At 33.1% G+C, this 25340-nt stretch carries 19 protein-coding genes; 10 read left to right on the top strand and 9 right to left on the bottom strand.

Annotation, left to right across the window (positions count from 1 at the left end; translation table 11 throughout):
- Positions 1–56: 56 nt before the first annotated feature.
- Positions 57–935 (bottom strand): cell division protein FtsX, encoded by an 879-nt coding sequence (locus U0D62_RS05285; RefSeq protein ID WP_322194302.1) that lies wholly within the window; start codon positions 933–935, stop codon positions 57–59.
- A gap of 370 nt (positions 936–1305) precedes the next feature.
- On the opposite strand from U0D62_RS05285, the gene U0D62_RS05280 reads away from it, so the two are divergent.
- From U0D62_RS05280 to U0D62_RS05260, 5 genes are all read left to right on the top strand, one after another.
- Positions 1306–1530: a hypothetical protein gene (locus tag U0D62_RS05280; protein ID WP_322194301.1), complete on the top strand. Its 225-nt coding sequence runs from the start codon at positions 1306–1308 to the stop codon at positions 1528–1530.
- 180 nt (positions 1531–1710) lie between these two features.
- Positions 1711–2634, top strand: a complete 924-nt coding sequence (locus U0D62_RS05275; protein ID WP_322194300.1) for a ketopantoate reductase family protein — start codon at positions 1711–1713, stop codon at positions 2632–2634.
- A 62-nt stretch (positions 2635–2696) separates the two neighbouring features.
- On the top strand, positions 2697–5510 hold the full coding sequence (gene leuS, locus U0D62_RS05270) for a leucine--tRNA ligase (RefSeq protein WP_322194299.1): 2814 nt from the start codon (positions 2697–2699) through the stop codon (positions 5508–5510).
- A 390-nt stretch (positions 5511–5900) separates the two neighbouring features.
- On the top strand, positions 5901–7016 hold the full coding sequence (gene ald / locus U0D62_RS05265) for an alanine dehydrogenase (RefSeq protein ID WP_322194298.1): 1116 nt from the start codon (positions 5901–5903) through the stop codon (positions 7014–7016).
- Between the two features lie 135 nt (positions 7017–7151).
- Positions 7152–7853, top strand: a complete 702-nt coding sequence (locus U0D62_RS05260) for a zinc metallopeptidase (RefSeq protein ID WP_322194297.1) — start codon at positions 7152–7154, stop codon at positions 7851–7853.
- Between the two features lie 9 nt (positions 7854–7862).
- On the opposite strand, the gene U0D62_RS05255 is transcribed toward U0D62_RS05260, so the two are convergent.
- Both U0D62_RS05255 and U0D62_RS05250 read right to left on the bottom strand, forming a co-directional pair.
- Positions 7863–8333 (bottom strand): Lrp/AsnC ligand binding domain-containing protein, encoded by a 471-nt coding sequence (locus tag U0D62_RS05255; RefSeq protein WP_322194296.1) that lies wholly within the window; start codon positions 8331–8333, stop codon positions 7863–7865.
- Positions 8334–8436: 103 nt separating this feature from the next.
- Positions 8437–9807, bottom strand: a complete 1371-nt coding sequence (locus U0D62_RS05250) for a saccharopine dehydrogenase family protein (protein WP_322194295.1) — start codon at positions 9805–9807, stop codon at positions 8437–8439.
- A 137-nt stretch (positions 9808–9944) separates the two neighbouring features.
- On the opposite strand from U0D62_RS05250, the gene U0D62_RS05245 reads away from it, so the two are divergent.
- Both U0D62_RS05245 and pckA read left to right on the top strand, forming a co-directional pair.
- Positions 9945–10343 carry a DUF423 domain-containing protein gene (locus tag U0D62_RS05245; RefSeq protein WP_322194294.1) on the top strand — a complete coding sequence of 133 codons (399 nt, stop codon included), beginning with the start codon at positions 9945–9947 and terminating at the stop codon, positions 10341–10343.
- 68 nt (positions 10344–10411) lie between these two features.
- Positions 10412–12028: a phosphoenolpyruvate carboxykinase (ATP) gene (pckA, locus tag U0D62_RS05240; RefSeq protein WP_322194293.1), complete on the top strand. Its 1617-nt coding sequence runs from the start codon at positions 10412–10414 to the stop codon at positions 12026–12028.
- A 101-nt stretch (positions 12029–12129) separates the two neighbouring features.
- Here the strand turns inward: pckA and U0D62_RS05235 are convergent, their stop codons facing one another.
- On the bottom strand, positions 12130–12876 hold the full coding sequence (locus U0D62_RS05235) for a uroporphyrinogen-III synthase (RefSeq protein ID WP_322194292.1): 747 nt from the start codon (positions 12874–12876) through the stop codon (positions 12130–12132).
- Between the two features lie 33 nt (positions 12877–12909).
- A complete protein-coding gene (locus tag U0D62_RS05230) occupies positions 12910–13563 on the bottom strand; it encodes a DUF4271 domain-containing protein (protein WP_322194291.1) in 654 nt (217 codons plus the stop codon).
- 171 nt (positions 13564–13734) lie between these two features.
- Between U0D62_RS05230 and U0D62_RS05225 the strand changes: the two genes are divergently transcribed.
- Genes U0D62_RS05225 through U0D62_RS05215 form a run of 3 tightly spaced genes read left to right on the top strand, consistent with a single transcriptional unit; the run spans position 13735 to position 16327 of the window.
- A complete protein-coding gene (locus U0D62_RS05225; RefSeq protein WP_322194290.1) occupies positions 13735–14466 on the top strand; it encodes a polyprenol monophosphomannose synthase in 732 nt (243 codons plus the stop codon).
- Between the two features lie 2 nt (positions 14467–14468).
- Positions 14469–15809: a dihydroorotase gene (locus U0D62_RS05220; RefSeq protein WP_322194864.1), complete on the top strand. Its 1341-nt coding sequence runs from the start codon at positions 14469–14471 to the stop codon at positions 15807–15809.
- Complete coding sequence (locus tag U0D62_RS05215; RefSeq protein ID WP_322194289.1) at positions 15806–16327, top strand: DUF4296 domain-containing protein; 522 nt, start codon at positions 15806–15808, stop codon at positions 16325–16327. Before U0D62_RS05220 ends, U0D62_RS05215 begins: the two co-directional genes overlap by 4 nt.
- On the opposite strand, the gene U0D62_RS05210 is transcribed toward U0D62_RS05215, so the two are convergent.
- The 4 genes from U0D62_RS05210 to U0D62_RS05195 all read right to left on the bottom strand — a co-directional run bounded on the left by U0D62_RS05210 (position 16302) and on the right by U0D62_RS05195 (position 25316).
- Complete coding sequence (locus tag U0D62_RS05210; protein WP_322194288.1) at positions 16302–17312, bottom strand: NAD-dependent epimerase/dehydratase family protein; 1011 nt, start codon at positions 17310–17312, stop codon at positions 16302–16304. The genes U0D62_RS05215 and U0D62_RS05210 overlap by 26 nt on opposite strands.
- Positions 17313–17800: 488 nt before the next feature.
- The gene (locus U0D62_RS05205; protein ID WP_322194287.1) at positions 17801–18193 is read right to left on the bottom strand and encodes an endonuclease domain-containing protein; all 393 of its coding nucleotides are present in this window, start codon (positions 18191–18193) and stop codon (positions 17801–17803) included.
- Between the two features lie 176 nt (positions 18194–18369).
- The gene (locus U0D62_RS05200) at positions 18370–21780 is read right to left on the bottom strand and encodes a CHAT domain-containing protein (protein ID WP_322194286.1); all 3411 of its coding nucleotides are present in this window, start codon (positions 21778–21780) and stop codon (positions 18370–18372) included.
- Positions 21777–25316, bottom strand: coding sequence for a CHAT domain-containing protein (locus U0D62_RS05195; RefSeq protein ID WP_322194285.1), 3540 nt, complete (start codon positions 25314–25316; stop codon positions 21777–21779). The genes U0D62_RS05200 and U0D62_RS05195 overlap by 4 nt, the downstream gene beginning before the upstream one ends.
- Between the last annotated feature and the right edge of the window lie 24 nt (positions 25317–25340).

The raw sequence follows: 25340 nt of genomic DNA, 5'->3' as shown, positions 1-25340 counted from the left end.
TAAAATTCATTAATAATCATTTAACTCTGGATATCAAATCTTAATTGTTATTGGTGCTAATAATAAAGTTCATCTGTCCTTAGATTAAGAAAACGCTGGGTAGCAAAGAATGTGCTGATCCAGGTAATTAGAACTCCAATTCCAAAAACACCCAAAAACAATATAATAAGTAAGATCTTATCATCTAATAATGCTAATTCTGGAAAAGTCTTATTGAGATAATACAATACAACTCCCACACCTATAAGAGCAACAATAGCACCAATCATTCCCAAGCGAACACTTTTCCATACAAAAGGTCTTCTGATAAATTTTTTGGTGGCTCCCACCATTTGCATGGTTTTGATAATGAATCTTTTAGAATATACAGATAACCGTATCGAACTATTAATAAGTAAAACAGCGATAAACGTAAAAATTCCACTTATTAATAACACCCAAAAACTAATGCGTTTGATGTTGTCATTCAATAATGAAATTAAAGGCTTGTCATAAGTAACTTCATCTACAAAATCTTTTTTGATGATCGATTCATTGATCTCTTCGATTTTTACCTGATCTACAAAATCAGCTTTAAGATATACATCGATAGAATTTTGAAGTGGATTGTATCCAAGAAAATCCATAAAGTTTTCGCCAATATCTTTACTGTGTTCCTCAGCAGCGGTGTCTTTAGAAATAAAAACAGTAGATTTTGTGTACTCAGCAAGCGCAAGACTTTTTTCAAGTTGCTTAATTTCTACCTCTTTGGCAGTATCTTTTAGATAAATTGTTAACGCAATTTTCTCTTTAAAATGATCAGCTACTTTCTTAGTGTTTAATACTAATAAACCAAGCAAACCTAATAAGAATAACACCAGAGAGATACTAATAACCACAGAGAAATAAGAAGATATTAAGCGTCGTTTCTGATATTTTTCAAAAGATGAACTCATGTAGATATAATTTGAAGGTAAAAATAATAAAGTTAATGAGACTTTTTATTTTAAAATGAATCTCATTTTAGAATAAATAGATCTGTTGGTTTGGTTATCTGCTTTTATACATAATGAATCAAATGGGTAAAAAAATAACTAACAATCAACATTTTTGTTGTTTGAAGTAGTACGAAAGATTAGAAACATTTTATTGTTTTCTTATGGCTATATGTAGCTAATCTATGTGAATTATAATCACAAACGTATTATTATTAGATTTAACGGGTAAGATTTTACGTTTTCCGTAACAGATATAAAATTCTTGCAAGGAAATTGACATAAGTCTTGAGTGTCACTAAATGTTCAGGGTTAAAAAAATAAATCTATTATGTTACGGAATATTTTAAATTTAGAAAAAGTTGAGAAATTAGGTAAAAAAGAACAAAGTTCGATTAATGGAGGGATGTTCAATAGAGCAGATTGTGCTCAAAATGAATGTTCATCTAGTGCAGATTGTGCTGGTGGAGGAAGGTGTACTTCTTTCGATCAGAGTAAAAGCTGTCCAAGTAGTCCTACCGTATATATATGTATGCCAGGGATTGGTATTCAATAATATATAAAAATAGTAAGGAGGGATTGCTATAATGTCAGTAAATCCCTCCTTGTATTTAGTTATAAATATAAAATGCCTTTAATAATATTATTTGGTTAAATTAGGGATATCAGAATAATGAATCATTGTTCTATTCTATATAATGGAGATGTTATTGATAAAGCTAAATAATAAAAATATATGCATACAGTAATCGTAGGAGTTGGTGGTGTTGGAGGTTTTTTTGGAGGTAAAATCTCAAATTCAGGCCAAAAAGTAACTTTAATTGCCAGAGGAAAACACCTTGAGGCTATAAAACAAAAAGGATTACAGGTCAAAAGTATTGAAGGTGATTTTATAACCAACCCTTTTTTGGCAACAAATACTATCGCTGAAGTTGGCAAAGCAGATTTAATATTGATTTGTACCAAGTCCTGGCAGGTAAAAGAAGCTGCAACCGCGATTAAACCAATTCTAAAAGAAAGTACAGTGGTGATACCACTACAGAACGGAGCAGATAATGCAGAAAAGTTGTTGTCTGTTTTGGATTCAAAACACGTGGTTGGGGGATTGTGCAGAATCTATAGTAAAATAGAAGCCCCAGGAGTTATTTCTCATTTTGGGTTTTCTCCAGAGATAGTTTTTGGGGAGTTAAACCAAGAAAAAACAGAGCGACTTAAGCAGATAAAAACAATATTTGACCAGGCAGGTTTTAAGAATGTAATTGCAGATAATATCCAGGTAGATATATGGAGTAAATTTATGTTTATAGCTACGGTTAGTGGTTTGGGAGCATTGACAAGAGCTACCATAGGAGAAATGTATGAGGATAAAGGTCTTAATCAGATGCTTAGACAGACAGCGACAGAAATTTATAAAATAGCATTGGCAAAAGATGTTGCAATGCCTGAAGATATAGTGGATAAGATTATAATGTTTGTTGGCAAACAACCATATGATTCTACAGCATCTACGCAGCGCGATATTATGGAAGGACGACCATCAGAATTGGATAATTTTAATGGTTTTATTGTTAGAGAAGGCAAAAAATATAATATTTCAACACCTACAAATGCCTTTATTTATCAATGTTTATTACCCATGGAGAATAAAGCACGTAAATAAATAGGTAAGGCTTCCATAACCTTGAAGGTTTTAGTAAATTTGCGGTCTGAAAAACCGAGGTAATGCAATACGATTTTAATACTATTGAAGCCAAATGGCAAAAACATTGGGCAGAGAACGGAACGTTTAAAGCAGAAAATAACAGCGACAAACCAAAATATTATGTACTGGATATGTTTCCATATCCTTCTGGTGCTGGTCTGCACGTGGGACATCCGCTAGGATATATTGCCAGTGATATCTATGCGCGATATAAACGCCACAAAGGATTTAATGTATTGCACCCTCAAGGATATGACTCTTTTGGATTGCCAGCAGAACAATATGCGATCCAGACAGGGCAACATCCAGCAATAACTACCAAAGAAAATATTGCTCGTTATCGTGAGCAGCTTGATAAAATAGGGTTCTCTTTTGATTGGAGTAGAGAAGTGAGAACCAGTGATCCAAAATTTTATAAATGGACACAATGGATATTTACTGAGCTTTTTAATTCGTGGTACGATATAGATGAAGATAAAGCCAGAGAAATTTCTGAACTGGAAACTCTGTTTTCTACAACAGGAAATACAGAAATTAAAGCTATCTGTGATGAAGATGTAACTACATTTTCTGCAGAAGAATGGAATGGATTTACTTCTAAAGAAAAGCAAGAAGTATTATTAAAATACAGGTTAACCTACCTGGCAGAAACTGAGGTTAATTGGTGCCCGCAATTAGGAACGGTACTGGCAAATGATGAAATTGTAAACGGAGTTTCTGAACGAGGAGGATATCCGGTGATTCGTAAAAAAATGACGCAGTGGAGTATGAGAATCTCAGCATATGCACAGCGGTTATTAGACGGACTTACAACGATCGATTGGCCACAACCATTAAAAGATTCACAAACCAATTGGATTGGTCGTTCTGAAGGAGCAAGTGTGATTTTTAATGTAAAAGATCACAACGCTACTATAGAAGTTTTTACAACACGTCCTGATACTATTTTTGGAGTAAGTTTTATGACCTTGGCGCCAGAACATGAATTGGTGCAAAAGATTACGACTCCAGAACAAAAACAAGCTGTAGAAGCATATGTTGAAGCGACTTCAAAAAGAAGTGAAAGAGATCGTATGGCAGACGTAAAAACGATTAGTGGTGTATTTACAGGAGCCTATGCAGAACATCCATTTACCAAAGAATCAATACCTATCTGGATAGGAGACTATGTGTTAGCAGGATATGGAACAGGAGCAGTAATGGCAGTTCCTTGCGGAGATCAAAGAGATTATGATTTTGCAAAGCATTTTGATATTAAAATCCCTAATATTTTTGAGGGAGTTGATATCTCTGAAGAAGCTTTTGCAGATAAAGAGAAGACCGTAATAGGAAACTCAGATTTCTTAAACGGATTGAATTATAAAAAGGCAACCAAAAGAGCGATCTATGAGCTAGAGCAATTAGGACAAGGAGTTGGAAAAATCAACTATCGACTTCGAGATGCGGTATTTAGTCGTCAGCGTTATTGGGGAGAGCCTTTTCCTGTATATTATGTAGATGGGATGCCGCAGATGATTGATTTAAAACATCTACCTATTCAATTACCAGAAGTTGAGAAATATTTGCCAACAGAAACAGGAGAACCACCATTAGGTAGAGCTACCGTTTGGGCTTGGGATACTAATGAGAATAAAGTAGTGGATAATGATCAAATAGATCATAAAACGATATTCCCGTTAGAATTAAATACCATGCCAGGATGGGCTGGGAGTTCATATTATTTTAATCGCTATATGGATCCATCTAATGAAGAAGCAATTTTTTCAAAAGATGCAATTGCCTATTGGAAAGATGTAGATCTATATATAGGAGGAAGTGAGCATGCTACCGGTCACCTTTTGTATTCTCGTTTTTGGCAGAAGTTTTTATTTGATAGAGGATATCTGCCAGTTGATGAGTTTGCTAAAAAACTTATTAATCAAGGGATGATTCTAGGCACAAGTGCCATCGTATACAGAGTAAGCGGTACTAGTCAATATGTGTCTAAAGGATTGATTGCACAGTATGAAACTGAAGAGCTTAGAGTGGATGTTGGTTTAATAAACAGCTCAGATGAATTAGATCTTGAAGGTTTAAGAAATTGGCAACCTCAATTTAAGGATGCAGAATTTATACTTGAAGATGATAAATATATTGTGGGTCGTGAGGTAGAAAAAATGTCCAAACGATGGTTTAATGTGGTAAATCCAGATGATATCTGTAATGATTATGGAGCAGATACGCTACGTTTGTACGAGATGTTTTTAGGGCCATTAGAACAGGCAAAACCCTGGAATACTGCAGGGATTACCGGAGTTCATAACTTCCTTAAGAAACTTTATAAACTCTATCATAATGGAGATGTGTTTGAAGTAACAGATACAGAACCAACAAAGGATAACCTGAAAACACTTCATAAAACCATCAAAAAAGTAGAAGAAGATATTGAGAACTTCTCTTTTAATACTTCGGTGAGTACTTTTATGATTGCTGTAAATGAGTTAACTGCTCAGAAATGTAATAGTAAAGCGATTCTTGAACCACTTTTAATATTGATCTCACCATATGCACCACATATTGCAGAAGAGTTATGGTCAAAACTAGAGAATACTCAATCTATAGCTACAGCTGCTTTTCCTGTTTTTGATTCGGCTCATCTGGTAGAAAGTGCCAAGATGTATCCTATTTCTTTTAATGGGAAAAAGCGTTTTGAAATGGAATTGCCATTAGATATGAGTAAAGAAGATATCGAAGCTGCAGTAATGGCGCATGAAAAAACGCAACAACAATTAGCAGGCCGCGAACCTAAAAAAGTGATCGTAGTTCCTGGAAAAATTGTAAATGTAGTAGGATAGATAAAACTTCAAGTATTCTAGTTTTAACGAGTAGATAGGTATATAAGATCTGCAGGTGAGATTATTTGTTATTTGTAACATTTAAGTTTTGTAGCAGTTTATTGTATACCATAGGATTGTTTTTTTAAGTTTTTTATATAAATTGTAGGAGGATTCTTAGCTTTTTAGGATTTTTATTATGGTGTGCTTTGATAAAAATAGTATCAGTAATTTGCCATTTTATTAAATACCTGTTTTGATATTCTTATTAAAGCGGGGAAAAATTCGTTAAACTGATTGTTTTTTAACAAGATTAGTTAAAATTCTACAGATTATTGATAAGATATTTTTTAGATATATTTTATTGTTTTATTTCAAGAAAACTTCTATTTTCGACCAAAAAATAAGAATATGATAATTGGTGTTCCTAAGGAGATCAAGAATAATGAGAATAGAGTAGGTGTTACACCTGCTGGTACCATGGAGCTTGTTAAGCATGGTCATACTGTTTACATTCAGCATACTGCGGGTGTTCAAAGTGGATTTAGTGATGAAGAATACGTTGATGCGGGAGCAAAGATTTTACCTACAATTGAAGAGGTATATGCGATTGCAGAAATGATTATTAAAGTAAAAGAGCCTATAGAGCCAGAATATAAATTGATCAAGAAAGATCAATTACTTTTTACATATTTCCATTTTGCATCAAGTGAGCCTTTGACAAAAGCAATGATTGAGAATCAATCAGTATGTATTTCTTATGAAACAGTTGAAGATCCAGATCGCAGTTTGCCACTGTTAACCCCGATGAGTGAGGTTGCAGGTAGAATGTCTATCCAACAAGGAGCTAAGTATCTTGAAAAACCTTTAAAAGGAAGAGGAATTCTTCTTGGAGGAGTTCCTGGTGTTGCACCTGCTAAAGTATTAGTATTAGGTGGAGGTGTTGTAGGAACGCAAGCTGCAAAAATGGCTGCAGGTATGGGTGCTGATGTTACGATTTTGGATATCAGTATGAAGAGATTACGTTATTTGGATGATGTGATGCCGGCAAATGTAAATACTGAATTTTCGAATGAATATACAATTCGTAGACATATTAAGACATCAGACCTTATTATTGGTGGAGTGTTAATTCCTGGTGCAAAGGCTCCAAAATTAATTACCCGTGATATGCTTAAAGAAATGCGTACAGGAACGGTATTAGTAGATGTTGCCGTTGATCAGGGAGGATGTTTTGAAACAACTAAACCAACAACGCATCAGGATCCTGTATATATTATAGATGATGTGGTACATTATTCTGTGGCAAATATGCCAGGAGCAGTACCTTATACGTCAACTTTGGCATTAACTAATGTCACTTTGCCATATGCTGTTCAATTGGCAAATAAAGGTTGGAAAGCTGCTTGTGCAGATAATGAACCTCTTAAAAAAGGATTGAACGTAATTGGCGGAGATGTTGTGTATCCTGCAATATCAGAAGCTTTTGACCTTCCTTTAAAGGATGTGAATACGTATATAAATTAAACTCGACTTATTGGCTAACTCAAGTTTATTTAACTGAAGACCTCGCTGTAATGGCGAGGTTTTTGCTTTTTATATTGTAACTTTATAATGTCCGGCATGGACATTTTAATTATTTAATTTAAAAGAATAAGAATTATGATGACAGGTTATTTAGGATACTATATACTTGTAGGGGCAATAGCCTTGATAAGCGGTCTGGTAAGTTCTCGTTTAAAAAGTAAATTTAATCACTATTCAAAATTACATTTACAAAACGGAATGAGTGGCGCTGAGATAGCACAAAAAATGTTACAGGATAATGGTATAAGAGATGTAAAAGTGATCTCTACTCCGGGAATGCTGACAGATCACTATAACCCCGCAAATAAAACTGTAAACCTTAGTGAAGGTGTATATAATCAACGTAATGCAGCAGCAGCAGCGGTTGCGGCTCATGAATGCGGACATGCAGTGCAGCATGCCACTGCATATACGTGGTTAACAATGCGTTCAAAACTTGTTCCTGTAGTAAGTATTGCTTCAAAAATGTCTATGTGGGTTATTATGGGAGGAATTGCACTAATGGCAAGTATGCAATTAGGAGAAACCGTAGCTATGATAGGGTTAGGGTTATATGCAACAAGTACATTGTTTACATTTATAACACTTCCTGTAGAATATGATGCTAGTAAACGAGCATTGGTTTGGCTTGAGAAAAGTAATATGCTAACAAATCAGGAACATGCTGGGGCAAAAGATGCTCTAAAATGGGCGGCAAGGACCTATGTAGTTGCGGCTATTGGTTCTCTGGCAACCTTATTGTACTTTGCTTTACAAATCCTTGGTAGAAGGAGATAGTAGTAGATATTATATATTAATCTGCCGATCAATCTGTTGATTTAGAGAGATAAAGGTCTCTGTTCGAGATACGCCTTCAATAGCCTGAATGTCTTTGTTTAATACATTCATTAGATGTTCGTTGTCTTTACAGAGTATTTTGATAAAAATTGACCAATTACCTGTAGTGTAATGACACTCTATCACTTCAGGGATATTCTTAAGTTGCTTTACAGCTTTAGGATTGCTAACTGCTTTATCGAGGAATACGCCTACAAAAGCCATGGTTTTGTAACCAAGGACTTTGGGGTCTATAATAAACTTCGAGCCAGCTATTAATCCTGAAGCTTCTAGTTTACGTAAACGTTGATGAATAGCAGCTCCAGAAATTCCTAATTTACGAGCAATTTCCAGAATCGGTCTACGAGCATCCTCCATAAGATTGCGAAGAATCTCTTTGTCGATACCATCTATTTTTAGGTTTCCGTTTTGCTTTTTCATTAATCTTAATGATTACAGTTAGTAATCAAAAATACAGCTTCTGATTTAAAATCTAATTAAAAAGCTATAATAGAGTTTTTAAAAAGAAGAAGAATTAGTATTTCTACCCTCTTACTCCATCAGGATTGTATCCTAAATAGTCAAGTTCTTTTTCTTTGAATATAATTCCGTACTCTTCCAGTTCTTTTAATATAGGTTCATATACTTCTTCATGAATTGGAATTTGAACACCTGGACTTGTAATATGTTTGTTTAGGATACGTAGTGTAGCCATGGCAACTGGTAAGCCTACTGTTCTGGCCATTGCGGTATACGTTTGGTCTTCGCCTTTGCTAACCATGGTCGCGTCAATTTGCTTGCGTTCACCATTTAATTCGTATCCAAATTTATGGTACATCACAATCATATCCTTATCTCCTTCATCTAATGTCCATTTATCCATTAGGATTTTTTGAAGAATCTGAGCTGGAGTAGCATTAGGGATTCCTACTTTTTTATTAGGGTTAAAGATATCTAATTCAAGAAGCTTATCCCACATGATGTCATCCTGATCGATTTTTAGGTAATGACGCAGTTTTAATTCTACAGAATCAGTAGGGGAATATGCTAAAAAAGAATTGGTAAAATCTCGATAGCTCATGTTTTCAGAATTCATAAGCGTATAATCATCTGCTGTCATGCCTAGTTGAACAAAAGTATTCCAGGCTTTAGAAAATCCAACTCTACGAATTGTACCTCGATATAAAGTTAGAATATCCTTCAATCCGTAAATACTTTGATATTTTAACGAATTTCTATTAGCATATGCCTCAAAACGACCGTGTCCTTCGACTTCAAGAAATTCAGTTCTTCTAAATAGTTTGTGATAAGGTATATATTTATAGGTTCCTTCCTGTAAAAATTCTGCTGCACCACCTTGACCGGCAACAACAACATTGCGAGGATTCCAGGTGAATTTATAATTCCATAGATTGGTGTCACTTTCAGGAGCTACAAGACCTCCGGTAAAAGATTCAAAAAGAATGATTTTACCACCTTGATTTCGGATACGATCTATTACCTGCATCGCACTCATATGATCAATACCCGGATCTACACCGATCTCATTCATAAAAATGAGTCCTTTTTTCTTAACCTCTTCATCTAATGCCTGCATTTCTTCACTAACATAAGAGGCGGTAACCATACACTTGTCAAATTGTAAGCAATCTTTGGCTACTTCGATATGAAATCTGGCAGGAAGCATGGATACGACAATGTCGGCTTCTTGAATAGCTTTTTTGCGAGAATCTTTATTAAAGACATCTAATTGAATTGCAGTGGTGTTGGGATGACCTCCGGCTAACTTATTTGCGTTTTCAATAGAAATATCTCCAATTGTGATATGTAGTTTTTCAGTAATTGATTTATCCTGAAAATATTTAATTAAAACTGCAGTAGATTTACCTGCACCAATGACCAGTATCTTGCGCATACCTATTATTATTTTGATAACTTTGATACGAATGTAATAAATACCTTAAAAAGTAGGTTCTCAATTTTGACCTATTAATTATATATTGTTAAAAAACGTGTCTAAATACTTGTATTTTGGCAAGAATATGATCAATTATGAATAAAAAATCAATAAACAAAACAATTTTGATTACCGGTGCAGTTGCTGGATTAATAGCAGTGCTTTTGGGAGCTTTTGGAGCTCATGGATTAGAAAAATTAGTAGATAATGATAATATAAACTCTTTTACTACAGGAGTCCGATATCAAATGTATCATGCAATTGTTTGCTTGATTTTGGGAAATATGAGCATTTTAACGGATGCCGTCAAAAAAAGGGTTTTTTATTTTTTCCTGAGCGGAATGATTCTTTTTTCTGGATCAATTTATCTTTTGGTGATTGATGAGGTTTTAGGGGTGTCTCTCAAAAGTATTGGTTTTATTACGCCTTTGGGAGGTTTGTTGTTAATTTTAGGATGGATTTTGTTTATTATTTCCCTTATTAAGATTAAGTGATTTTTTATCGGTTGATGTGATTATTATTTATAATTTTGCAGCTACATAACAAACACAACATATTTTATATGGGACCACTGTATCCAACTACGAAAACGTTTTCGTTAAAGCATTACGGTATTGAAAATGCTACAATGCGCTACCAATTATCACCTGAGGAGCTTCAGGAAGAAGTAGTGCAAAAAAGTCAGGGGAAAATCACAGCATCAGGTGCGTTGGCAATTAACACGGGAGAATTTACCGGTCGTTCGCCAATGGATCGCTTTATTGTTAAAGACCACATCACAGAAGACAAAGTGTGGTGGGGTGATATTAACATTCCTTTTGCTCCTGACGCCTTCGATGCCTTATATAATAAGGTAACCGATTATCTTTCTGGGAAAGAGATTTTTGTTCGTGATAGTTATGCGTGCGCAGATCCAGAGTATCAGTTAAATATCCGGGTGATTAATGAGTATCCTTGGTCTAACATGTTTGCTTACAACATGTTTTTACGACCAACAGAGGAGCAATTAAAGGATTTTGATCCTGAATGGACAATCATCAATGCGCCAGGCTTTATGGCAGATGCAAAAGTTGACGGAACTCGTCAGCATAATTTTGCCATTTTAAATTTTGCTAAAAAAATAGCATTAATTGGAGGTACAGGGTATACCGGTGAAATCAAAAAAGGAATATTTTCTGCTTTGAATTTTATATTACCGGTTGAGAAAAACTGTTTACCAATGCATTGCTCAGCTAATGTGGGCGATGAAGGAGATACTGCTATATTTTTTGGGCTTTCTGGTACGGGTAAAACTACCTTATCAACAGATCCTAATCGTAAATTGATTGGTGATGATGAGCACGGATGGACCAAAGAAGACACGATATTCAATTTTGAAGGCGGTTGTTATGCCAAGGTTATTGACCTTTCGGCAGAAAAAGAGCCTGAAATATACGGAGCTATTAAAGAAGGAGCTATTCTTGAGAATGTGATCCTTAAAGATAATGGTGATGTAGATTTTGAAGATACTTCGATTACTCAAAATACTAGAGTTAGTTATCCTATACATCACATTGAGAATATTCAGGAGCCATCAATAGGTAAGAATCCAAAGAATATTTTCTTTTTGACTGCAGATGCATTTGGAGTATTGCCTCCGATTTCTAAATTAACGCCGAGTCAAGCGGCTTATCATTTTATGTCTGGATATACTGCAAAAGTTGCAGGAACAGAAGCTGGGGTTGTAGAGCCTATGCCTTCTTTTTCAGCTTGTTTTGGTGCGCCATTTATGCCTCTTCATCCAGCAAAATATGCAGAGATGTTAATTAAGAAAATGAAAGATGCGGGCGTGAATGTTTGGCTTGTAAACACTGGATGGACTGGAGGTCCTTATGGTGTAGGAACTCGAATTAAGTTAAAATACACTCGAGCAATGATCCAGGCAGTTTTAAATGGAGATTTAGGATTGTACTCTTATGATAACTATCATATCCATTCTGTATTTGGAGTGGCACAGCCAAGAACATGTCCTGGTGTTCCAGATAGTGTATTGAGTCCAAGAGCTACATGGAATGATGATGAGAAATACTATTCAACAGCATTTAAGTTAACGAATGCTTTTAGAGAGAATTTTAAAAAGTTCGAATCATATGCAAATGAGGAAATTCGTAGAGGAGGCCCTCAGAGATATTCGTTTTAAATAAAACGAATATAGATGACAATAAAAAAAGCCTGAAATTTAATTTCAGGCTTTTTTATTTATTGATGATTCAATTAGTTCCTTATGTAGGACAAATAGAATTATTTTTTATTCACTTCTTTGATATACTTCTGAAGTGCCATGGTCATAGAAGGCGTTTCTGGAGTAGGAGCTTGTATATTTACTACAAGATTATGCTCTTCTGCTGCTTTTACAGTAGAATTACCAAAAACTGCTATTCTCGTATTATTTTGCTTAAAATCAGGAAAATTCTCAAATAAAGACTTTATTCCTGAAGGGCTAAAGAATACTAGAATGTCATAAAACACATCTCTTAGATCAGATAGATCACTTACTACTGTTCTATAAAAGATTCCCTGTTTCCAGTTTACCTTAAGATTATCTAGAGTTTCAGGTACTTCGCGTTTAAGTTTGTCAGAAGAAGGTAATAAAAACTTTTCTGATTTATATTTTTTGATCAGAGGTGATAATTCCTGAAAAGTACGTTTCCCTACATAAATCTTTCTTTTACGGTAAACAACATACTTTTGTAGATAGTAAGCAACAGCTTCACTTTGACAAAAATACTTTAAAGTATCAGGAACCTTAAAACGCATTTCTTCGGCAATTCTGAAAAAATGATCTACAGAGTTACGGCTTGTAAGAATAATAGCCGTGTACTGAGATAAATCAACTTTTTGCAGTCTTACCTCCTTAGCGTCAACACCTTCAACGTGAATAAACGGTATGAAGTCAATCTTTACTTTTTCCTTTTCCTCAAGTTCAAAATAAGGAGAATTTTCTATTTTAGGCTCTGGCTGTGAGACCAAAATCGTTTTCACTTTCATATATAATTTTTCTTTTGTAAAGTTTTTTGCTTATTAACTAATAAGCTTATACAGTACATAATAAGGTGCCATTTCAAGTGCGCAAAGATACAAAATAAAATAGAACAAGTGGTTTAAAATAATGTTTTCATTTTTCTTGTATACAGAAAACAGCACAATAAGGTTAAGAATTAACAGGATAACTAGAAGTGCAATGAGAACTATTTGTGAAGGTTCTGCAGTATACACAAACAAAATATTAATAGGCAATAAAATTAAGCCCAGAAAATTACGATATGATACTTTATAGAACAAATAATCTTCAATTATAGTATCTATAGAAAAAATGGTTCCCACTATTTTTTCTATTAATATTTTACAAATAATGACTACAGTGTAGAGTATGGTGATTTCAAAAAACAAAGTAGTTTCATCAGATGTGTTATGTAAACCAAAGATTTTCCAACAGAAATATATAAATAAAGAAGATGAGATAATCTGAAACGCAATTAATATAATATTAAAAGGCGTAGATAGTTTGTTGGGTTTTTGCTGTAAAACAATGTATTTATTGGTATTGAAAAGTAAGGTAAAATCAGAAAACTTTACAGGATTAAGCAATTTAGCAGAGGCTAGTAAGGCCAGGCAAATCACAATCAGAATGGTAATCCAATTGTTAGTCGTTATTTCTCGGGCAATAAACTCCATTGGTTGTTATCTGTGCAAAACTAAAGTATACATAGCATATATTAAAATAAACCTCAGAAAATTGAATATTGCCGAATATAAAATGATCTATATAAATACATAAATTTTACATAGTTAAAAACTAAAAAAATCTAGTGATTATTTAGTTATATTTGCCTGAAAATGGCTTGCATGGTAGATGCCTTAGTGATTATACCTACTTATAATGAAATTGAAAATGTAGAACGTATTCTTAAAAATGTGTTCTCGCTTCAACGTGACTTTAATGTTCTGATTGTAGATGATAACTCTCCTGATGGAACGGCTGATAAGATAAAGGAATTACAATCAGAGTTTCCTGAAAGTCTTTTTTTATTAGAACGCAAAGGTAAATTAGGGCTAGGAACAGCATACATTGCGGGTTTTAAGTGGGCTTTGGAGCGCTCTTATGAATATGTTTTTGAGATGGATGCTGATTTTTCTCATAACCCCAATGATCTTATACGATTGTATAATGCTTGCTCCAAAGGAAGCTCACATGTCGCTATTGGCTCCAGATACGTAACCGGAGTTAATGTGGTTAATTGGCCAATGAGTAGAGTGTTATTGTCTTGGTTAGCCTCAAAGTATGTTCGTTTTATTACAGGAATGGATATTCATGACACAACTGCCGGATTTATCTGTTATAAAAGAGAGGTATTAGAAAAAATAAATCTGGATAAAATAAAATTCGTAGGATATGCTTTTCAGATCGAAATGAAATTTAAAGCACATTTATTGAAATTTAAAATAAAAGAAATCCCGGTAATTTTTACAGATAGAACCAAAGGAACGTCAAAAATGAGTAAAGGAATTATTTCTGAAGCCGTTTTTGGAGTACTGAAAATGAAATTTAAAAGTTTATTTAATCGATACGAGATATGATTATGAATAGTGTGCTTATTAAAAATGCTAATATTGTTAACGAAGGAAACATTTTTAATGGGGATGTATATATAGAGAATGGGATTTTTAAGGAGATAGCACCTCAGATTAGTGCAAAATCCCCAGATGTGCACATTTTTGATGCAGAAGGAAGGTATTTATTGCCAGGTGTGATAGATGATCAGGTTCATTTTAGAGAACCAGGTTTAACACATAAAGCTACTATAGAAACCGAATCCAGAGCAGCAATTGCTGGAGGAATCACTTCTTTTATAGAAATGCCTAATACAGTGCCTCAAACAACTACGGTAGAAAAATTAGAAGAAAAATTTGCTATCGCTGCAAAAACCAGTTCTGCTAATTACTCTTTTATGTTTGGAGGAACAAATGATAACCTTGAAGAAATTTTAAAAGTAGATTCAAAAAAGGTAGCAGCGCTTAAGTTATTTTTAGGTTCTTCTACAGGAAATATGCTAGTTGATGATCCAGAAGTTCTGGAAAAGATTTTTTCTGCTACAGATCTATTGATAGCAGTACATTGTGAGGACGAAGAAACTATTAGGAATAACACAGCAGAATATAAAGAACAATACGGAGATGATATTCCTCTAAAATTTCATCCTGTGATTCGAAGTGAGGAAGCATGTTACTTATCTTCTTCAAGAGCGATTGCTTTAGCAAAAAAAACAGGGGCACGACTTCATGTATTTCATTTGTCTACCGCAAAAGAGCTGGAATTGTTTAGCAATAAAATTCCGTTAAAAGAAAAGAAAATCACCGCAGAGGTTTGTATACATCATCTTTGGTTTTCTGATGCAGATTATGATTCAAAAGGAACTTTGATTAAATGGAATCCAGCGGTAAAAACTGCGGATGACAGAGAAGCATTGTTTCAGGCACTATTAGATGATAAATTAGATGTAATAGCTACCGATCACGCACCTCATACTATAGAAGAAAAAGAGAATGTATATACAAAGGCGCCTTCTGGAGGTCCGTTGGTACAACATGCGCTTCCTGCGATGTTAGAATTTTATCATCAAGGCAAGATTTCTTTAGAAAAGATTGTAGAAAAGATGAGTCACAATCCGGCAATTTTATTTCAGATTGAAAAAAGAGGGTACATCAAAGAAGGTTATTTTGCAGATGCTGTTTTAGTAGATCTCAATGCTCCCTGGACCGTTAATAAAGATAATATAGCTTATAAATGTGGATGGTCTCCTTTTGAAGGTACAACTTTTAAATCCAGAGTGACACATACCTTTGTAAATGGGAGTCTAGTATATAAGAACTTTAAGTTTTATGATGTAAAATGCGCTCAACGATTAACTTTTGACAGATGATAAACAGAATCCTCTATATCGCAATGATCTTTTTGGTTTTTTCTTGCCAAACTATTGATAAAGCTTCTAAACCAGAGAATATTATCGAAGAGGATAAAATGGTGGAGATTCTTATAGATATTGCTTTTGTAAAGTCGGCAAAAAGCTCTTTTAATAAAAAAATGGAGCTAAATAAATTGAATCCTGAAGGCTATATTCTTGAAAAACATGGTATTGATAGCTTGGTTTTTGCGCAAAACAATGCGTGGTATATGATGGATTTAGAAAATTATCAGAAGATTTTTACTCGTGTAAAGGATACACTTGAAAAATCAAAGGATATGTATGAAGCACTAAAAAAGAAAGAAGACTCTATTAAAAAAATTGAAGATTCTATTAAAGCTTCTAAAGGGATTAAGATCGAAAAAAACTTAAGAATACCTGATGAATTGATGGGAGCAGAACTGGAGGAAGAAATCGAAGAAGAAATCAAAGAGGCTAAGAAAAAGAGAATCAAACCTCTTTCAAAAAAACAGTAGCCGTTTCTTTAATAGCTTTTTTGATCGGAATAAAACTATAAGTAAGCTCCTTTTTTATTTTATCATTCTTATAATAATTGTTGGCAAAAGCACTTTGGATAGAAGATCTGAATACTGATCGTTTTGTCCTAAAGAAAAAATGACTCCATAACTGTAGATAATAGGCGACTTTTAATAAAAAAGGCGTCGCTTTTTTAGTGGGTTTAGGTTTGTTTAAAGCTTCAGCAATAGTAGTGAATGCTGTTTTATAGCTTAAATTCTCTCCTATCAGAATATAATTTTTGTTACTATATGTTCCTGTAGTAAGCGTATACATGATATTGATCACATCATCAATCGACACATATCCGGTTGTGCCGGTCGTATAATATTTCATCCCCGAATAGATTTTTTTAAAGAGAAATCCACTTCCAGAGCTGAAAAAACCTGGGCCAATAATAATCCCAGGGTTTACAATAACTGCATTAAGACCTTCTTGTGTTCCTCTCCATACTTCCATTTCTGCACCATATTTTGTGATCGCATATACAGAGTTAGGGATTTCAGGATTCCATTCGGTTGTTTCGTCTATCGAGGGTTGCGTTAGATCTTTTCCGATTGCAGCAATAGAACTTACGTGGCATAATTTTTTAACATTATGAATTAGACAAAGGTTTACAATATTTGCTGTGCCTTCAATATTTACCTTGCGTAGTTTTTTGTAATGCGCTGGATTAAAACTAATCATAGCTGCACAATGATAAACATAATCAATGTCGTTAAAAGCTTCGGATAAGGCAGGAACATCATCGATAGAGGCCTGAAACCATTCTATAGTATCAAAAAGGTTTTTCTCCTGATCTTCAAAATAATAAGAGAAGACCTTTCTTGCTTGCTCTTTTTTGGATTCAGTACGATATAAGGCACGTACCTGATGTTTTTCTTTGATTAACTTTACCAATAAGTGGCTGCCTACTAAACCTGTTGCTCCGGTAACTAAAATCATAACAGTGATTGTATGGTTACGAATGTAAACAATTAGCGATAAATACCTATTGTGTATATAGCTATTTTTCAAATCATAATCAGTCGATTCGAGTGCTTCGACTTTAGGACGAGTGTATCGAGAATAGGGTTTTATTTTTTAAAAAACTATTCTCGATGCATTTTGTCTTCATTTCATTACGACAAAACACTCGAATTGACGCTTTTTATAATAATTTTCTTAAATGCACAACGAATTAATAAATACTTGGGTGCGTTATGAGGTGGAGTCTTCTCTTCACACACCCCTAACCCCTCTCAAGAGGGGAATATAAAGTTTATATGTTTTTCTTTTCTTAGTCATAGTATGTCTTATTGATTTCCCTCTGGAGAGGGATAGTATTCCGACTTGAGCTATAGCAAGAGTCATGAATCCTTGGGTGTGTTAGTATGAAGTAGTTACCCTCTTTTTACAGACCTCTAACTCCTGTCAAGAGGGGAATATATAGTTTATGATGATTTTTCGTTTTCATGATTTTGGATATAATCTTCTATAACTAATAGTACATTAAACATGTCTTGGAATACTTGTTGATCTGTAAACCTGAGAATTTTGATTCCCAAACTATTCATTTTCCTTTCTTTACGTACATCTTTGTTGTATACTTCGATTAATTGATGAGAATATCCATCGATCTCAATACCTAACATTAATTCATGACAAAAGAAATCTAATATATAATTGTCGATAGGCTTTTGTCTGTGAAAATCATACCCATACATTTGTTTTCTTTTGAGTTTTTGCCACAACAATACTTCAGATTTTGTACTGTTATTTCGTAGTTGTCTTGCTAATTCTTTCAATTTTGGATTATATGGGATGATTTTTCTTTTTTTTGTCATATTGAATCTTATTTGCTTCCCTCTTTTTACACACCCCTTGCCCCTCTCAAGAGGGGAATATAAAGTTTATGATGTTTTTCTTTTCTTAGTCATAATATGCCTTATTGATTTCCCTCTGGAGAGGGATAGTATTCCGACTTGAGCTATAGCAAGAGTCAGGAATCCTTGGGTGTGTGTTAGTATGAAGTAGTTACCCTCTTTTTATATACCCTTACCTTCTCAAGAGGAGAATTATTTCTTTTGTACCAAAGGAATAATAGTAATACCCCCAAAATCACAAATCCAATCACCCAATACCAGGTATCATCCTGACTAAATTGTATTGGAGTCGTATCTCCAACCAGATAAAAACCACCCCAATAAAAAGGATCGGCGAGATAGTGAAATTTATCTGTGTTTAAGTATTGTAGTTTTGCCTGTTGAAGCGCTTTGTCTTTAGACATTCCTGCTTTGAGATTGGTATAAAAATATTGCATCAATTGTGGTGTCGTTTCATCCGAAACTGCCCAATTGGTAAGTAGTAGACTTTTAGTGCCAGCATATTGAAAAGCAGTACCCAGACTCATAATCCCTTCACCCTTGGCTATTTTACCAGATCCTGTGTTACAAGCACTAAGTACCGTAAGTTCTGCAGGGATATCCAATGCAAATAATTCGTGACCGTATAAGAGATTGTCTTCTATAGTATCTTTGTTTTTGGTAAAAAAGAGTTTAGAATTTTCTGGACGCTCATTATCTACTTCGCCGTGTAATGCAAGGTGTAAAATGTTATACTGACTGACATTTTTCTTAAAATTAGCCTCTATGGCTTCTGATCCATAATAATATTGACCATCGATAATATCAGAGATGGCTTTGATCTCTTTTCTGGTACCTGGCAGATCCGTATTAGAATCTCTTAGGGTCGCAAAACTGATGGTATTTGCGGTACTTGTTTTAGTGCTATCAGAAAAAGAAAAAGCAAGACATTCTTTTCGTTTTTTGGTATCTAAAGTAGTGTCAGGAGCATCAAATAGTAGGTTAGTGGCATTGACATAAGAAATAGCATACTCTTTAAGTAAAAGAGGATACTCTTTAGGGTGAGTTACGGTAACACTTTGATTATAATTATTATGAGTGAGTAAGAGGTCAAAATTAAGATGCCATAAAGGACCATCAGGAATAATAATCAATCGATCTCCTTGTAGTTGATCTTTGATAGGATTAATAAGTGTCGAATATAAACTATGTGCTTGTTCCTGGTATTTGTCCAGATTCTTTGCAGTGATCGTTTGTCTTAGTGACTGGATATTATCTTCGAGCCTGGGTGTTTTTAATTTTGTAGCAGCCAGCTTGTTTTTAGTAATGGTAAATGCATATGTAGTGCTATCAGTAGTAAAGAATTCTAAGAGTGTTGTAGATTCACCTAGTTTTTGTTGGATATCAGCCACCGACAACACTTTATTTTGATATTTGAGTTGATAATATTTTGGATAGTTTTTTTCTAATATTTCGGTTAGTGAATCTTGTCGTCTGGAGATATCAAAAAGCTTACTTTCATAATTAGAAACCTTTGAAGAATCTATTTGTTGTTTAGCATATTCTTTAGTGATATGGGATTGATAATATGCGTGATCAATTCTTAGATCTTTTTCAAGAGTTAATAAGTCAGATGGTAATCCTGTAAAACTTTTAGCATTAGCATCGTTTAATAGATCTTTTAAGGTATTGGCTTTGCTTTTTTCTGTATAATAAAATGCTTGCGGAAGTGTATTTTGATCTTTATTATAATTATATAATAAAAGTTGTGCCTCTATCGCTCCCTTATAGACTTCTTTTGCAGTATTAGCAAAAGCTACTTTATCTTCATAGTTGTTTAAGGTTTGTCTGATAGAATTAATAAGGGTGTCGGCCTTTTGGTAGATTTTTATACTTTGCTCTAAATGGTGTAAGTTCTTGTGTTGTTGATATAGAGCTATATAGGTTTTGGCTTGGCTTTTTAATGTATTTAGATATATTATGAAATTTAATGGTTTTTTGTTTTTTAAGTTAGATGAAATTGCTTTTGAAAAATATAATAATGCAGTGTTATATTGCTCTTTTTTAATATGTGTGTTGGCAATAGTATTATGTGTATCAGCTACTTCTGGATGATTGTTGGAGAGTATTGTTGATCTAATTGTTAATGCCTTTTGGTAATATACTATTGCATCATTATAATTTTCTTTTTCCTCTAAAACACGACCTATTTCAGTCAAAGAATTGGCAATGGTTGTATGATTATGGTTATATTTTTGTTGCTTTATTTTTAAAGCTTTATGATAATATATCAATGCTTTATCCAATTTTTTTTGAAATCGATAAGCAGCGCCTAAATTATTATACGAATAAGCAATCGATATATGGTTTTTCCCATACGCTACTTCTTTTATGGCTAAAGATTTCTTATAATAATATATAGCTTTATCATATTCCCCTTTTTGTCTATGAGTTAATCCCATTGAATGTAATGAGTTTACTAACTGAATATTATTTTTTCCATAGGTATTTTCTTTTATTGAAATTGCTTTTTGTATAAATGTTAATGCCTCATTATATTTTCCTGTTGCCCTATATAAAATTGATATATTGTGATATGATGAGGCTACTTCTATATGATTTTCTCCAAAAATGTTTTTTTTTATTTTTAAAGATTTTTGGTAATAGTCAAAAGCTTGATTATATTTTCCTTTTAATTTATAAATTACACCTATGTTATTATAACCGATAGCTATATCATTATGATTTTTTTTGAGTACTTTTATTTTTATTGCCAATTCTTTTTTAAGGTATTTTAATGCTATCTCATTTTGTTCTTTTTTAAGATAAGTCAAACCAATAATTCCATAAGAAGATGCTAAGTTTGGATGATATACGTGTAGGTTTTTATTTTTTATAAATAATGCCTTTTTATAGTATATTAATGCTTTATCGTATTCCCATTTGTCAAAATGGATATTCCCAATACTATTATAAGATTCTGCAGAAAGAGTATGAAGTTCTCCAAAAGTGTCAATCCTTATTTTTAATGCTTTTTTTTGATATGCTAAAGCTTCTTTATAGTTTCCTTTTTTTATATTAAGATTGCTAAATCTATCATAAGAATCGGCAATTAAATAATGGTCTTTCGGTAATATTTGTGATCTGGTGATAAATGCTTTTTGGTAAAACTTAAAAGCAGAGTTAAAATCAGATTTAAACATTTCATAATATTTTCCGACATTAACGTAGTAGTTAGCTTCTTCTAAATTATTTTTTTTAAGGTATTGAGTACTAATTTCCAATGCTTTTTTAGCACTAACTAAAGATTCTTCATATTTAGAATTACGCCATTGATTCTCAGAAATCTTATTATAACAACTAGCAACACGTTCCCAGGCTTTTGCTTGTTCATAGATAGGCAAGGCTTTTTTAAAAAGTTCTATAGAATTGTCATATTTCCATTCACCTAACAAAGAATCCGCTTTTTTAAGATACTGGGATGCGATAATTGTATCGGTTTTAGTTTGACTATAACCAAAATTGGTAAGCCCTAGAAATATGATAAGAAAGATATAAAACGCTTTCATTGACTAGTTTTTTTTCTTTGATAAAAGAATATACTCAATAATAATATCCCTAAAACCACAAACCCAATCCCCCAATACCAGGTATAATCCTGACTAAACTGTATAGGAGTAGTATCTCCAACCAGATAAAAACCACCCCAATAAAAAGGATCAGCGAGATAGTGAAATTTATCTGTGTTTAGGTATTGTAGTTTTGCTTGTTGCAACGCTTTGTCTTTAGACATTCCTTCTTTGAGGTTGGTGTAAAAGTACTGCATCAATTGCGGTGTTGTTTCATCAGAAACTGCCCAATTGGTAAGTAGTAGACTTTTAGTACCAGCATATTGAAATGCGGTACCCAGACTTATAATTCCTTCGCCTTTGGCAATTTTACCAGATCCTGTGTTACAAGCACTAAGTACGGTAAGTTCTGCAGGGATATCCAATGCAAATAATTCGTGACTGTATAAGAGATTGTCTTCTATAGTGTCTTTGTTTTTGGTAAAAAAGAGTTTAGAGTTTTCTGGGCGTTCATTATCAACTTCGCCGTGCAGTGCTAGATGTAAAATGTTATACTGATCAGCATTTTTCTTAAAATTAGCTTCTATGGCTTCTGATCCATAATAATATTGACCATCGATAATATCAGAGATGGCTTTGATCTCTTTTCTGGTTCCTGGTAGATCCGTATTAGAACCTCTTAGGGTTGCAAAACTAATGGTATTCGAAGTATTTGTTTTAGTGCTATCAGAAAAAGAAAATGCAAGGCATTCTTTTCGTTTTTTGGTATCTAAAGTAGTATCTGGAGTATCAAATAGTAGGTTAGCTGTATTAACATAAGAAATAGCATACTCTTTAAGTAATAGAGGGTAGTCTTTAGGGTGTGTTACGGTAATATTTTTGTCGTAATTATTATGAGTAAGTAGCAGATCAAAATTAAGATGCCATAAAGGACCATCAGGAATGATAATCAATCGATCTCCTTGTAATTGATCTTTGATGGGTTCTATAAGTATTGTATATAAAGCAGAAGCTTGTTTTTGATAGTTATCAAGGTTTTTGGTAGTGATTGTTCGTCGTAACGATTGGATATTATCTTTTAAGCTGGGTGTTTTTAATTTTGTAGCAGCTAGCTTGTTTTTAGTAATGGTAAATGCATATGTAGTACTATCAGTGGTAAAGAATTCTAAGAGTGTTGTAGATTCATCTAGCTTTTGTTGAATATCCGCTACGGACAGCTTCTTGTTTTGATATTTGAGCTGATAATATTTCGGGTATTTTTTTTCTAAGACCTCTGTCAGTGAATCCTGTCTTCTGGAGATATCGAAGAGTTTACTTTCATAATTAGAAATCTTTGAAGAGTCAATTTGTTGTTTAGAATATTCTTTAGTGATACGGGATTGATAATATGCGTGATCAATTCTTAGATCTTTTTCAAGAGTTAACAAGTCAGATGGTAACCCTGTATAGCTTTTAGCATTGGCATCGTTTAGTAAATCTTTTAAGGTATTGGCTTTGCTTTTTTCTGTGTAATAGAATGCTTGCACAAGTGTATTTTGATCTTTATTATAATTATATAATAAGAGTTGTGCCTCAATAGCTCCCTGATAGACTTCTTTTACCGTATTAGCAAAAGCTACTTTATCTTCATAGTTGTTTAAGGTTTGTCTAATAGAGTTGATAAGTGTATCTGCTTTTTGGTAGGAGGAGATGCTTTTTTCTAAATCATCTAAGTTTTTACTTTGTTGGTATAGTGCTATATAGGTTTTTGTTTGACCTTTTAAGGTATTTAAAAGAATGTTTAAATCTAAGTATTGGTTTGTGGAAGAATTATTTGTGTTAAGTTTAATATTAGCTTTTAAAGCTCTATTATAATTTATTAATGCATTTTGATAATTCTCGTTTTTAAAATAAATGGATGCAATCTTATTCATTATATCCAAATTGTATGAATGATCATTTCCTAATAAATTTGACCATATATGCTTGGCATCTTTGTAATAACTTAGTGCAGTTTGAAAGTTTCCTTTAGAAGTGTGAAATTTTGCTAGGTTGTAATAAGATTCAGCAATTACAGATGTTTGATTTCCAGTAGTTTTAAATCCTATTTCTAATGCCTTTTTATAATGATTTAATGCTTTATTATGATCTTTTTTGATTAGATAAATATTACCAATATCATTATAGGAATCCGCAACTTCCGAATGATTATAATTAAATTCTCGCACTCTTATTTTTAATGCTTTTTGATAATATAACAATGCTTTATTAAAATCTTTTTTAAACTTATATATGTTTCCAATATTATTATAAGTTTTAGCTAGAGAAATATGATGTTCGTCAAATACCTTAGATTTGATTGTTATAGCCTTTTTATAATAATTCAATGCCCTATCATATTGACCTTTCTTTTTGTATGTAAAACCTATATTATTATATATGCTTGCAATACTATTATGATTTTTACCTAGGGCTTTGATTTTGATGTATAGGGCTGTATTATAATATTGTAGTGCTAGTGAATATTTGCCTTTGGAATCAAATACACTTCCAATAACATAATATGATCGCCCAACATTTGGATGATGTTTCCCGTGAATGTTTATTCTCAAGTCTAAAGCCATTTTAAGATATTTAAGAGCATTATCATACATTTCGTGTCTTCTATAAACGGAACCTATATTATGATATGAACGAGCTATTTCTGGATGATTTTTTCCAAGTGTTTTTATTTTAATGACTAAGCTTCTTTTGAGATATTGTAAAGCAACATCATTTAGTTGCTTTTTATGATAAATAAGCCCAATATTCGCATATGAAATAGCTGTACTATAATGATTAGGAGGGAATATTTTCTTTCTTATATTTAAAGTCTTTTCATAATAAAATAATGCTGTTTTATACTCCCATTGGTAAAAATGTATATTTCCAATACTATTATAGGATTCTGCAGAGAGGGGATGAAATTCTCCAAAATTCTGAATTCTTATATTTAAGGCTTTTTTTTGATGCTCTAACGCCTCTTTGTAATTTCCCTTTTTTATATTAAGATTACTGAAGTTATCATGAGTATTAGCAATTAAATAATGATTTTTAGGCAATATGTTTAATCTGATGGTAAATGCTTTTTGATAAAACTTGAAAGCAGTTGTGAAATCAGAAATTTTTATCTCATTATATTTTCCAATATTGTCATAAGCTTTAGCTTCTTCTAAGTTGTTTTTTTTAAGGTATTGAGTACTAATTTCCAATGCTTTTTTAGCGCTGACTAAAGATTCTTCATATTTAGAATTACGCCATTGATTCTCAGAAATCTTATTATGACATTGAGCGACACGTTCCCAGGTTTTTGTTTGTTTATATATGGGCAATGCTTTTTTAAAATATACAATCGAGCTATCCAATTTCCTATCGATTAGCAAAGAATCTGCTTTTTTAAAATATTGCGATGCGATTAGCGTATCATTTGCCTGTTGTGCCTGGATACCAGAAAAAGATAACCAAAGACAAAAAATATATAAGTAATGGATATGATATTTAAATCCTGATGGGTTCATAGAAGCGATTGTATATCTATAGGT

Source organism: Aquimarina callyspongiae (assembly GCF_034322225.1).
Lineage (GTDB): Bacteria > Bacteroidota > Bacteroidia > Flavobacteriales > Flavobacteriaceae > Aquimarina.
The sequence above is the reverse complement of the archived record's forward strand: the minus strand, read 5'-3'. Positions and strand labels throughout refer to the sequence as shown.

What these genes read in the sequence shown, in the direction of transcription:
- U0D62_RS05285 (WP_322194302.1), bottom strand. Translation starts at nt 935, where the DNA reads ATGAGTTCATCTTTTGAAAAATATCAGAAACGACGCTTAATATCTTCT.
- U0D62_RS05280 (WP_322194301.1), top strand. Translation starts at nt 1,306, where the DNA reads ATGTTACGGAATATTTTAAATTTAGAAAAAGTTGAGAAATTAGGTAAA.
- U0D62_RS05275 (WP_322194300.1), top strand. Translation starts at nt 1,711, where the DNA reads ATGCATACAGTAATCGTAGGAGTTGGTGGTGTTGGAGGTTTTTTTGGA.
- leuS (WP_322194299.1), top strand. Translation starts at nt 2,697, where the DNA reads ATGCAATACGATTTTAATACTATTGAAGCCAAATGGCAAAAACATTGG.
- ald (WP_322194298.1), top strand. Translation starts at nt 5,901, where the DNA reads ATGATAATTGGTGTTCCTAAGGAGATCAAGAATAATGAGAATAGAGTA.
- U0D62_RS05260 (WP_322194297.1), top strand. Translation starts at nt 7,152, where the DNA reads ATGATGACAGGTTATTTAGGATACTATATACTTGTAGGGGCAATAGCC.
- U0D62_RS05255 (WP_322194296.1), bottom strand. Translation starts at nt 8,333, where the DNA reads ATGAAAAAGCAAAACGGAAACCTAAAAATAGATGGTATCGACAAAGAG.
- U0D62_RS05250 (WP_322194295.1), bottom strand. Translation starts at nt 9,807, where the DNA reads ATGCGCAAGATACTGGTCATTGGTGCAGGTAAATCTACTGCAGTTTTA.
- U0D62_RS05245 (WP_322194294.1), top strand. Translation starts at nt 9,945, where the DNA reads ATGAATAAAAAATCAATAAACAAAACAATTTTGATTACCGGTGCAGTT.
- pckA (WP_322194293.1), top strand. Translation starts at nt 10,412, where the DNA reads ATGGGACCACTGTATCCAACTACGAAAACGTTTTCGTTAAAGCATTAC.
- U0D62_RS05235 (WP_322194292.1), bottom strand. Translation starts at nt 12,876, where the DNA reads ATGAAAGTGAAAACGATTTTGGTCTCACAGCCAGAGCCTAAAATAGAA.
- U0D62_RS05230 (WP_322194291.1), bottom strand. Translation starts at nt 13,563, where the DNA reads ATGGAGTTTATTGCCCGAGAAATAACGACTAACAATTGGATTACCATT.
- U0D62_RS05225 (WP_322194290.1), top strand. Translation starts at nt 13,735, where the DNA reads ATGGTAGATGCCTTAGTGATTATACCTACTTATAATGAAATTGAAAAT.
- U0D62_RS05220 (WP_322194864.1), top strand. Translation starts at nt 14,469, where the DNA reads ATGAATAGTGTGCTTATTAAAAATGCTAATATTGTTAACGAAGGAAAC.
- U0D62_RS05215 (WP_322194289.1), top strand. Translation starts at nt 15,806, where the DNA reads ATGATAAACAGAATCCTCTATATCGCAATGATCTTTTTGGTTTTTTCT.
- U0D62_RS05210 (WP_322194288.1), bottom strand. Translation starts at nt 17,312, where the DNA reads ATGATTTTAGTTACCGGAGCAACAGGTTTAGTAGGCAGCCACTTATTG.
- U0D62_RS05205 (WP_322194287.1), bottom strand. Translation starts at nt 18,193, where the DNA reads ATGACAAAAAAAAGAAAAATCATCCCATATAATCCAAAATTGAAAGAA.
- U0D62_RS05200 (WP_322194286.1), bottom strand. Translation starts at nt 21,780, where the DNA reads ATGAAAGCGTTTTATATCTTTCTTATCATATTTCTAGGGCTTACCAAT.
- U0D62_RS05195 (WP_322194285.1), bottom strand. Translation starts at nt 25,316, where the DNA reads ATGAACCCATCAGGATTTAAATATCATATCCATTACTTATATATTTTT.